Source organism: Glaciecola sp. XM2 (genome assembly GCF_018595715.1).
Lineage (GTDB): Bacteria > Pseudomonadota > Gammaproteobacteria > Enterobacterales > Alteromonadaceae > Glaciecola.
On record NZ_JAHEOJ010000015.1, the window covers coordinates 20,259 to 31,268 of the forward strand.

The window sequence follows — 11,010 nt, forward strand, 5'->3', positions numbered from 1 at the left end:
TTAGAGGAGACTCACAATGGGCTTGCCTGTCATCTCTTGAGGTTGTGGCATGCCCATAAGGTGCAACATGGTTGGGGCGACGTCACTTAGGGTGCCATTTTCTCTGGCTTTTGCCGGGCGTCCAACATAGATAAATGGCACAGGCTCGCTGGTGTGTGCGGTGTGCTCTACGCCAGTGCTAGGGTCTACCATTTGCTCAGCGTTGCCATGGTCTGCGGTTATCAAACATTCACCTTGCACCTGCTTTAAGGCATCTACAATTCGGCCAATGCAATGATCTACTGCTTCACATGCTTTTACCGCCGCTTCAAAGTTACCGGTGTGGCCTACCATATCGCCATTAGGGAAGTTACAAATGATGGCGTCGTACTCACGGGATAAAATCGCCTCAACGAGTTTGTCGGTCAATTCTGTTGAGTTCATTTCAGGTTGCAGATCGTAGGTTGCAACGTCTGGCGATTTAATCAATATCCTCGATTCGCCAGGGTATTCATCTTCTTTACCGCCGCTATAAAAAAATGTGACGTGCGCAAACTTTTCAGTTTCAGAAATACGCAGCTGCGTTTTGTCATGCTTGGCTAACCATTCACCCATCACATTCACTAAGTTCTCTTGTGGGTAGGCGCACGGCACATGTAACGTTGATTCATACTCGGTAAGCATCACAAAGTGGGTGTGAGGGAAACGCTTGCGCGTAAAGCCCGAAAATTCTTTGTCGACTAAAGCATGGGACATCGCTCGGGCGCGATCGGCCCTGAAGTTCATAAAAATAATACTGTCGCCATCTTCAACCCCGCCATAATGCCCGATGCTGCTGGCTTTTACGAATTCGTCATTTTCATCTCGGTCGTAAGCATCTTGCAGGGCTTGCGCGGCACTTTTGGCATTGAAGTCTCCTTGGCCATCAACAATGAGGTTGTAGGCTTTTTCAATACGATCCCAACGACTGTCTCTGTCCATTGCAAAGTAGCGCCCTACGATAGTCGCAAACTCGACACCTTCAAGCTCATCGCATACCTGCTGCGCCGCATCGATATATCCCATAGCGCTGCGTGGTGGCGTATCTCGTCCGTCGAGAAAGGCGTGTAAATAGACACGTTCAACACCTTGCGCCTTAGCTAGACGTAAAGCTGCAAACAAATGGTCTTGATGAGAGTGCACGCCCCCGTCTGATAAAAGCCCCATCACATGTACTGCCTTTTGTTGATTTTGCGCAGCTTGAATACCCTCTAAAATGACTGTGTTTTTGTCAAACTCGCCATCCTCTATCGCCTTGGTAATTTTAGTAAAGTCTTGATACACCACCCGCCCTGCGCCGAGGTTCACATGCCCTACCTCTGAATTACCCATTTGCCCAGGCGGTAACCCAACATCTAAACCCGAGCCCGATATTAACGTGCTGGTATATTCTTGCGACAAGCGATCAAGATTAGGTGTATTTGCAGCGGCAATAGCGTTGTTTTCGGTAGCTTCTCTGTAGCCCCAACCATCGAGAATAATAAGGGCTAAGGGAGTTTTTTGTGATGTCATTAGGTGCCTTTTAACTGGGTGTGTAAAGATAAATCGCGACGTATGACCTTAATTTACCAGTAATTATGTTGCGTATAAACTAGAAAAACTTCCCTCGCACACTTTTGAGCGCAACTAGCAGGTGTTTTTTAGGTGAGGTTTCTATATAATTCGCGTTCTTTCATTACAGTCACGTTTGGGTAGGATATCAGTACGATGGACCACATCATTGATTTTGCAAGAGATAATGTAATTTTATCTGGCATTTGGTTAGCTTTAGTAGTGATGTTGGTGTATTCCTTCATAGGCCCTGCGCTATCAAAGGTTAAACGTGTTGATAATCATGGCGCTACGCTGCTTATTAATAAGCAAGATGCAGTTTTATTAGATATTCGTGCACAAAAAGACTTTAAAGCCGGTCATATAGTGGGTGCACGTCAAATTAAACCTGAAGAAGTGCGCGAAGGAAACTTTTCAAAACTTGAAAAGTATAAATCAACACCCATTATTGTCGTCTGTGCAATGGGCAATTTAGCGGTAGGCACTGCTAGCAAAATGACAAAACAGGGCTTTAGTGATGTCAGTGTCTTAAGCGGCGGCATGAATGCTTGGCAATCTGCTGGTTTGCCCGTCGAGAAATAAATTGCCGCGCGACGCAAGAAACAAGGTATACACCACATGCAGAACGTAGAAATTTACACGAAAGATTTTTGCCCATATTGTTCACGCGCTAAAGCATTACTTGCTCAAAAAGGCGTGGAATTTACAGAATACAATTTGTTAAAGCAGCCAAACTTAAAAACGCAAATGGTTGAACGAGCCAACGGTGGTACTACCGTTCCTCAGATTTTCATCGGCGATCGTCATATAGGCGGTTGCGATGATTTATTTGCATTAGAGTTTGCGAGTGATCTAGACGGTTTACTCAACGCATAAGCAATGTATTTTAAAATGTTGTCCGCCGGTGTATCCGGCGGTTTTTTTTCACTAAACATACAGGTATCCCCATGGCGGATGAGTCAAATAACAACCCAGCAGTAAAACCAGAAGAAGCCGGCAAGGCACAAGAAGTCCAATTTAGTCTTCAACGTATCTACACTAAAGATATTTCATTTGAAACGCCAAATTCACCTGGGATCTTTCAAAAGGAATGGAAGCCAGAGGTCAAACTAGACATCGATACTCGTACCACGCAGCTGGATACGAACGTATATGAAGTGGTGCTTTCTTTGACGGTTACCGCGACTGTTGGCGAAGAAACTGGATTTTTGTGTGAAGTACAACAAGCCGGTATTTTTGCAATTGGCGAGATGCCAGAAGCGAACAAGGCGCATACCTTGGGTTCATTTTGCCCGAATATGCTCTTCCCATATGCGCGTGAAGCTGTATCGAACTTAGTAAACCGCGGCACCTTCCCACCACTTAACCTTGCACCCGTTAATTTTGATGCAATTTTTGCTTCATACGTGCAAAAAAGACGTGAGCAAGAAGCACAAAACGGCCAAGCTCCAAAGTTGGACGCTTAACTTAGCATGACGCAAAACAAGGCGAACGTGAGTATTATCGGGGCCGGCTCATACGGCACCGCACTTGCGTTTTGCCTGAGCCGCAATGAGCACCCGAGCTACCTATGGGGGCGTAATGCTGACGATATCGCCTCCATGGAGCGAGATAGAGCGAATAATCGCTATCTGGAAGGCTTTGTTTTTCCCGAACATCTGCACCCCTGCGCCGATCTTGAATTTGTGGTCAAACAAAGTGAGTTTTTATTGGTTGTCGTGCCCAGCTTCGCCTTTGCCGATATGCTGCGCCAAATTAAACCATTTCTCCAGCCTCATCATAAATTGATTTGGGCATCGAAGGGTTTAGAGCCCGACACTGGGCGTTTACTGCATTGCGTTGTAGAAGATATATTAGGTAAGCAGCTTCCAAAAGCCGTATTGTCGGGCCCTACCTTTGCCAAAGAGATGGCTGCTGGCTTACCCACCGCCATTACGCTTGCCAGTGAAGATGAGCAGTTAGCGGTAGAATTTAGCCAAATGCTAAACAACCCCAAGAATTTTAGGGTGTATCTAAACGATGACCTTATTGGTGTGCAACTAGGCGGTGCCGTAAAAAACGTCATTGCAATCGGCGCTGGTTTGGCAGACGGCTTAGGTTTTGGCGCGAATGCTCGTACTGCATTGATTACCCGTGGTCTTGCTGAGATGAAACGCCTTGGTGTGGCGATTGGCGCTAGTAGTGACTCATTTATGGGGATGGCGGGTTTAGGCGATTTAGTATTAACCTGCACCGACAACCAATCTCGTAACCGACGTTTTGGTTTAGCGTTAGGTCAAGGTTTGAGTGTAGAAGATGCAATAGCCAGTATTGGTCAAGTCGTTGAGGGCCATCGTAACACCGACGAAGTGCATATTTTGTCAAAAAAATACAACATCGAGATGCCGATTTGCGAGCAAATTTATCAGGTCCTTTACCATGGTAAGAGCGCAAAAGAAGCTGCCGTTGCCTTGTTAAGTCGCCAACAAACCTCCGAATAAACAAAACGCCTGCATTCAAATTTACTAACGCGCGTTTTCATATCCAAGCTGTCGCCAACTTTCATAGACAAACACCGCTACTGCGTTGGATAAATTCATGCTTCGGCTGTCTGGAGACATGGGAATACGTACACGACACTCTGGTGGCAATGCAAAAATAATATCCTCAGGCAAGCCTCGCGTTTCGGGACCAAACAGTAATGCATCTGCAGCCTCATACTGCACATCTGAATGAAAAGTCTTACCTTTCGTCGTGCAAGCAAATACCCGCTTGGGCTTTGCTGAATCTAGGTAATCTTGCAGGCTTGCATGGCGCTTTACTTTTGCGAACTCATGATAATCTAACCCTGCGCGCCTCACCTTTTTTTCTTCCCAATCAAAGCCTAGCGGCTCGATAAGATGCAGTTGATAACCGGTGTTTGCGCAAAGGCGAATTATATTGCCGGTATTAGGTGGAATTTCTGGTTGATATAAAACAACGTCGAGCATGATATGGGCGCAGTAAGACTGAATGTGCGCGTATGGTAGCAAAATGCACCTAAAACACTAGGTCTGTTTACGTTAGCTCAAAAAATGTCATTACGTGTGACATTGCCGGTTGACGATAGCAATCTTGTTCAAACAAGATCTCATGTTGCGCGTTGTCGATATTAACAAGCTTCGCATTTGGAAAAAGCGGGACTACTTGATCAAGTGCGCGATTATCAACAATCTTATCTCCCCCTGCTCGCAAGACGAGAAGAGGCCGATCAATTGATGGCGCAACAGATACTATTTTTTGCATAGCTCTCAAGGCAGCATCAAGCCATTGGAAAGTCACCCCGCCTAGTTGCACATCGGGATGATCTTTAAAGTAAGCTTTAAACCACTCATATCGCAGCGGGCTGCTGGTCAGCTTATTATCCTTAAAATCCACATCTTGGTAGTCACCTTGCCCGACAAAATAAGCCGAGGGGACTTTTAAAAAGCGATGCGTGTGAATGCCAATTGAGAGTATTAGCTTTACGATAAACATCGGTGCAGGCGCCAAGATCCCATACATTGGTGCACATAACACTACTCGGTCAAACAATTCAGGACGCTTGGCGACTAATAGCGTGCCAATGGTGCTGCCCATAGAATGACATAGCAAGTGCACAGGTAAATGCGTTTGTTTAGATGTCTCTTGCAGCGTGGCAACGTAATCGAGCACTATCGATTCGGCATCACCCACATAGGTGTCGAAAGTGTCTATGTAGCCATGAAATGCGTTAGCAATTAAACGAGTAGATTGGCCTTGACCTGTATGGTCAAAGGCAAACACCGAGCACCCGTTTTGATAAAGCTCCTCGATGATTTCAGCGTACTTTACAGCGCATTCAGAACGCCCTTGTAAAATCACTACCCAGCATTTTGCATCAGGGTTGACCACTTGACGATAATGCAATTTGCGGCCATCAGGATGTTGCCATACACCTGCGACAAGCTTCTCTTGTATAAAGGTTGGCAGGCGATGTTGATAGTAATCGGTAAGTTGGGGTTCTAAGCTTAAATACACCTAATTATCACTAATGGGCAATGTCATTGTAAGGCGCAATCCGCCGTAAGATGAACATGTTACAGTTATCTCACCATGATGCAAATTTACCGCCGCCTTTGCAATAGCTAATCCTAAACCACTGCCCTTGTTATGTGCTACACCTTGATTATTTGCTCGGTAGAAGGGGTCAAAAAGCTTATCCATATCGTTACTATCGAGTCCTTTACCGTCGTCATCAATACAAATTAAAAGATTGTTTTGCTCTACTTTAAAGTCGAGATAAACGTCGCTACTGGCAAACCTAATAGCGTTGCGCGCCAAATTTTCAAGCGCACTGACGATTGAGTCTTCATGCATACGCATCTCGACTTTGGGGATGTCAGAGCATGTTAGTGTTTTGCCCGTGGCATTTGCTTCAAACTCTAAGCTATCGACCACCGGCGAAAGCACCGCGTTTATGGGTTGCAAATCGAAAGAATAACTGTCTTTTGGCAACAGACCTTTGCTCACATTTTCAAGGCGCGTAAGTTTCAAAATTTGGCCAATCAGGTTATCCATTTGCACTATTTCTTGCTCAATTCGCGCCAAGTATTGCTCAGGTGCAGTCACCTTTTGTTCTTGCAGCATCGCAACGGCAAGTTGCAAGCGTGTCAGGGGCGTGCGAAGTTCGTGGGAAACGTTTGCCATCAACATTTGCTGTTGATGCATGCTACCACTGAGCTTATCGGCCATGGTATTGAAGTCATTTGCCAATTGCCCTATTTCGTCATGCCGTGCATTTGCATTGACAACCCGCGAACTCAAATCGCCATTTGCATAGCGCAAGCTAACACTGCGTAATTCTTCAATGGGTCGAGTGAGGCGCCATGCAAGTATCAAACACAGTAGCGTGCCTAGTGTGATTACAACCGCAATACTGATACCCATAGAAGCAGGTTGTCGCTCATCACGACGCAATAAGCGCACCATGAAAAGCTTCCACTCAGTGGCATCTTGGTACATCGACAAAGGCCCAATAAGCTCCAAAGCGGGGGTTGTGATTAACAAGACTTGTGAAGCGTCTGCCAGTTGCACGATGGAGCGCTCCTGAGGCAGTAAACGATTGGGAAAACTAAGTACGGTCTCCTCGGTTTGCGGATTAATGAGCAGTAGTTGCCAAGGGCCACGAGTTGCAACGCGCCTAAGCGCTCTTTCAGCAGGCACCCCTCGATTGAGTAGGGCTTGCACGGCAACACTTGCCGCTTCAATTCGCTGGATGTGCGAAGGCTCCGGTTGTGCCACATCAATGGGGGGAGCTACGAGACGCGACACCACTAAGGCAGTCATCATGAGCGCAGCAATTGATAACCAAAACCAAATGATGATTTTACCAAACAAGCTATTTATAGGATTGAAGCGTTGTAATACCGTTTTGATTTTGGTCAGCATATCATTGCTCAACCTGTTCGGTGACCATCATGTAACCGTTACCGCGGACCGTTTTAATGACGTCTTGCACACCTTCTTGCGCTAACTTTTTGCGAATATTGCTAACGTGCATATCGAGGCTTCGGTCAAATGGCGCCAACTTCCTGCCAAGCACAGATTCACTAAGCTGCTCTTTTGATAATAACTGCCCGGCAGACTTCATCAATTGCGCGAGCATAACAAACTCTGTTCCTGTCATTTCAATCGCTTTATTTAAGACTTTCACCGAACGCGAAGACTCATCGACGGTAATGTTATGTAAACTAAGTACTTTTCCAATCGTAAAACCGCCTGCGGGATCTAATCGTCTTATCAAGGCTTTTATGCGCGCCAGAAGCTCTCTATGATTAAAAGGCTTAGGCAGATAATCGTCTGCCCCCAATTCTAAGCCTAAAATTTTATCGAAGTCATCGCCTCTAGCCGTCAGCATAATAACTGGGATGCTCGAAAACTGTCGCAGCGCCTTTAACGCTTCAAATCCGTCCATGACTGGCATCATCACATCTAACAACAGAACATCAAATTTCTCGTTCTTCAATCGCGCAATCCCCTCATCAGGAGAGTTTGCCACAGCGACATCGAATTGCTGTGCTGACAGATACTCTGAGAGCAGGGTCGTCAGGTCGATATCATCATCGATGATTAAAAGCTTTTGCATGCGCCTTTGCCTTTTATCTTAATTCAAGGTTAATCAGTGAAACCCTATTCTAGCGTTACGATTTTAGCGCGACATCAGCTTTACACAACCTTTACATTGCCATGGCGTTTCTTTGCGTTGACTGCGCTATGATTATTTAGAACTTTGATAAACCTTTATGGAGTGACCATGAAACCAACAATCATTATTTACGCCTTGACGGCTTTTTTAACTAGCTCAATCGTTTATAACCCCTCGGCTAGCGCGCATCAAGAGCCTGGCATGGATAAAATGCACAACCGTGAGAAAGCGATGTTTGCTCAACTTGCGCTGACGGATGAACAAAAACAAGATATTGAGTTGATCTTGCGTCAAACGCGCGGCAACAACATGGCGTTGAGAGCTGATAAAAATCTTAAGCGTGAGCAATTAAGTGCACTAATGTCTTTAGCACAGTGGGATGACGCTTTGGCGCAGCAACTTGTAGAAGAGCAAGAGGCAAGCAAAGTGCAGGCACAGTTAAATCGTGCACTTGCTCGAAACAAAGCCTATCAGGTATTAACTGACGAACAAAAAGCCAAACTCGGACAAAGTATTGCCCAAGGCGATCGTTCTGGTAAAGCAAAACGCAGCAAAAAGGATAAGGGCGAAAAAAGAATGGCGAAAGTGCTGGGCTTAAGTGATGCACAGAAAGCTGAACTGACCACCATGCGAGAAACGTGGCGTGTGCAAAACGAAAGCTTGCGCGCACAGATCAAGGAATATCGCAGCGCCGAAAGAGCCTTAATACATTCAGAAAACTTTGATGAGCAAGCGTGGCTAGCGTTAAACCAGTCTATTAACCTACCCTGCAAGCGTTACAGGTTAACCAGTTGCACGCACGTTTCGACATGCAAAGTGTGTTAGACGATGAGCAGCTTGAATTGCTACACGCAATGAAGAAAAGGGTGGGTAAAGGGAAAAAGGAACGCCGTGCTAAGCAAATGATGTAATTGCGAGCTAGGCTTTTAGATTCTCAGATGAAGATGCAGCGCATATTTTGCGCTGCATGACTATTCGCGGTTTAGCCTTCGTCGTTACAGTAACACCCTCGCGCTTCTGTGACGATAATAGCTGGCTGCAAATAGGTTTGTTGGGCTGCATCTGTTGGCGCAGATGTCGCGTTTTCTAAAATAGCGTTTACCTCACCGTTACTACCAAAACACCCGCTCCCCCTAGAGTAAGGACCTAAGTAAATAAGCTTGTTTTGATCGTTAACCACCGCCACCGCGGGGGTCGATGGTATGGCGGCCTTTACCGCATCTAGTGCGCTGATGTTTAATTCTTTTATCGCAAAATCACGACCGGCAACAATCTCATTGAGCTTGGCCATGTGCTTTTTTGCGAGGTTCTGGCAGAAGCAGCCATCGTCGGATGTAATATGAAATAAGGTATTAGTGTTGGGGCTGCTGTGCGCATGCAGTACATCAACAAATTGTGTCTCAAAATCTAACGACATGAGCTGCATCGATAAGCGCATGTCATGATCAAACGCTTTGCTCAAGTTTTTATTCATCGCCAGCACAAGCGCTGTGGTTGAAAGAAACCACAACGCAACTAAACTGAGCACTAACGGCTTTTTAAAACGCATATTCTAAGTCTTTCATACCACTATTTAATGTGGAATTTGCTTAACTGTTCACCTAGCGCTTCGGTTAAGCGATTAAGTGAAACGACGTTTTCTTGGAGTGATTGCACTTGCGCACGCTCCTCTGAGAACAAGCCATTAAGGTGCTCTGCCGACTCGCTAATCGCCTCAGAACTCGTTGCTTGCGTTGAAGCGGAGCCCGCCACATTGGTCACATTACTATTGACCACCGCAATCCCATCTAGCACCTGCTGCATATTTGCTGTCGCAGTCTCTGAGGACTCAACGGCAACATTCACCATGCCAACGCAATTGTTCATGTTGTCTACCGAATGGTTTGCGCTCGCGGTTAGCAAGCTGGTGATCTGCTCAATCTCTTCGGCACTTTCTTTTGATTTAATAGCCAAATTACGAACTTCGTCGGCCACAACAGCAAAGCCGCGACCGTGTTCGCCAGCGCGAGCCGATTCAATAGCGGCATTGAGTGCCAACAGGTTGGTTTGTTCCGCAACGGTCTTAATCGACTGCATCACCTCAGAAATATTCTGGCATTTTTGGCTTAAATCACTGATTGCTTCTGAGGTCGTTTCTAGCGTTGTTCTAAGCTGCGCAATGTTGTTACGGCTTTCTTCAATCGCCGTCTGCGTATCGAGTGTTTTCGCTTTCGCATTTTCAGCAAATTCATTTGCATCGTGAGACAATGTCGCCACATCACCGATACTGGTCGTCATCTCTCTCATAGAAGACGAGATAGAACTTACTTGCTCGTATTGCGCATCTACTGTGTTGTCTAACGCATTGGTAGAATGTTGCACCCTATCGGCGAAAGTAACAAGCTCCTCGCCAATCTCAGAGACTTGACTGACCAAGCTCTTCACCGAGGTGACCATCAGCCCAAAGTGCTTTTGCTCGTGCAAATCTGGCAGGTCTGTTTCGCGCAAGTTAAGGTGCCCGCCATCGCCAATGATGGTCGCCACTGAAGATTTTAATAAAATTGCAGAGCGAGCTTCTTTTGCGGATTTATGCGCAACGAAAGCTAACACAGTGCACTCTACTATCGCGAAGGTGGCATGAATCAGCAAAATCGCGAAACTCGGCGAACTGTCTTCGAACACTACTAAACCACCCAAGGTATGCTGCATAATAAATCCACCGATATGGTGAACCGCAATTACGAGCGTGCCGGTGATGATGACTTTCCAATCTCTAAAAAACGATAAAAATGCAAGTACCACGAAAACCTGAAAGTGCATTTCAGTCATTCCCATGGTTTGCTGAATATGAAGCGCCGCCATCAACTGGGTGGCCATCGCGATCACATGCCTTGAAAGTGCCGACTCGGGAGAAGATTTACCGATAAAGATAGCCGGTAGCGTAATCAGTAGACCCACACCTAGCCCCATATAAATTGTGTCTGTCAGGTACCCTATAAAGATGCTAAGAGCGAGCTGAAATAGAAGCACATAGCGAAACACTGTGTGCGTTGTTTTATATTCTTCAGATAGAGCGTCTTTTCCCATTACATTCAACACCAAAAACTTGCCTTAATTGAAATATCGGCATTTTTCGTCAATGGTTAACTATGTATTGCATGTTTTTTATACAGCGATAAGCAAGTTACCAACCATTTATTCACATTTGGCTTGATTTAAACCACACAAAATGAATATTTATATATATTTATTGCATAAATACTCAAATGGATATAGTC

At 45.7% G+C, this 11,010-nt stretch carries 12 protein-coding genes; 5 read left to right on the forward strand and 7 right to left on the reverse strand.

The features are described from left to right. A complete protein-coding gene (gpmI, locus tag KJ365_RS02895; protein ID WP_214450133.1) occupies nt 1-1,530 on the reverse strand; it encodes a 2,3-bisphosphoglycerate-independent phosphoglycerate mutase in 1,530 nt (509 codons plus the stop codon). A gap of 195 nt (nt 1,531-1,725) precedes the next feature. Between gpmI and KJ365_RS02900 the strand changes: the two genes are divergently transcribed. From KJ365_RS02900 to gpsA, 4 genes are all read left to right on the forward strand, one after another. Next, a complete protein-coding gene (locus tag KJ365_RS02900; RefSeq protein ID WP_214450134.1) occupies nt 1,726-2,151 on the forward strand; it encodes a rhodanese-like domain-containing protein in 426 nt (141 codons plus the stop codon). Nucleotides 2,152-2,187: 36 nt separating this feature from the next. Continuing rightward, nucleotides 2,188-2,445, forward strand: coding sequence for a glutaredoxin 3 (grxC, locus tag KJ365_RS02905; RefSeq protein WP_214450135.1), 258 nt, complete (start codon nt 2,188-2,190; stop codon nt 2,443-2,445). Nucleotides 2,446-2,516: 71 nt separating this feature from the next. Beyond that, entirely contained in the window at nt 2,517-3,035 is a 519-nt protein-coding gene (secB, locus tag KJ365_RS02910) for a protein-export chaperone SecB (protein WP_214450136.1), read from the forward strand. A gap of 6 nt (nt 3,036-3,041) precedes the next feature. After that, complete coding sequence (gene gpsA / locus KJ365_RS02915) at nt 3,042-4,049, forward strand: NAD(P)H-dependent glycerol-3-phosphate dehydrogenase (RefSeq protein ID WP_214450137.1); 1,008 nt, start codon at nt 3,042-3,044, stop codon at nt 4,047-4,049. Between the two features lie 24 nt (nt 4,050-4,073). Here the strand turns inward: gpsA and trmL are convergent, their stop codons facing one another. The 4 genes from trmL to KJ365_RS02935 all read right to left on the reverse strand — a co-directional run bounded on the left by trmL (nt 4,074) and on the right by KJ365_RS02935 (nt 7,693). Then, nucleotides 4,074-4,538 (reverse strand): tRNA (uridine(34)/cytosine(34)/5-carboxymethylaminomethyluridine(34)-2'-O)-methyltransferase TrmL, encoded by a 465-nt coding sequence (trmL, locus tag KJ365_RS02920; RefSeq protein WP_214450174.1) that lies wholly within the window; start codon nt 4,536-4,538, stop codon nt 4,074-4,076. A gap of 67 nt (nt 4,539-4,605) precedes the next feature. Beyond that, nucleotides 4,606-5,586: an alpha/beta fold hydrolase gene (locus KJ365_RS02925; RefSeq protein WP_214450138.1), complete on the reverse strand. Its 981-nt coding sequence runs from the start codon at nt 5,584-5,586 to the stop codon at nt 4,606-4,608. Beyond that, nucleotides 5,587-6,996: an ATP-binding protein gene (locus KJ365_RS02930; protein WP_214450139.1), complete on the reverse strand. Its 1,410-nt coding sequence runs from the start codon at nt 6,994-6,996 to the stop codon at nt 5,587-5,589. Nucleotide 6,997: 1 nt separating this feature from the next. Next, nucleotides 6,998-7,693 carry a response regulator transcription factor gene (locus KJ365_RS02935; protein WP_214450140.1) on the reverse strand — a complete coding sequence of 232 codons (696 nt, stop codon included), beginning with the start codon at nt 7,691-7,693 and terminating at the stop codon, nt 6,998-7,000. A gap of 168 nt (nt 7,694-7,861) precedes the next feature. Between KJ365_RS02935 and KJ365_RS02940 the strand changes: the two genes are divergently transcribed. Continuing rightward, nucleotides 7,862-8,578 carry a Spy/CpxP family protein refolding chaperone gene (locus KJ365_RS02940; RefSeq protein WP_214450141.1) on the forward strand — a complete coding sequence of 239 codons (717 nt, stop codon included), beginning with the start codon at nt 7,862-7,864 and terminating at the stop codon, nt 8,576-8,578. A gap of 157 nt (nt 8,579-8,735) precedes the next feature. Here KJ365_RS02940 and KJ365_RS02945 read toward each other — a convergent pair whose 3' ends face one another. Further along, a complete protein-coding gene (locus tag KJ365_RS02945; RefSeq protein WP_214450142.1) occupies nt 8,736-9,302 on the reverse strand; it encodes a DUF6436 domain-containing protein in 567 nt (188 codons plus the stop codon). A gap of 20 nt (nt 9,303-9,322) precedes the next feature. Then, nucleotides 9,323-10,819 (reverse strand): methyl-accepting chemotaxis protein, encoded by a 1,497-nt coding sequence (locus KJ365_RS02950; protein WP_214450143.1) that lies wholly within the window; start codon nt 10,817-10,819, stop codon nt 9,323-9,325. Nucleotides 10,820-11,010 lie beyond the last annotated feature (191 nt).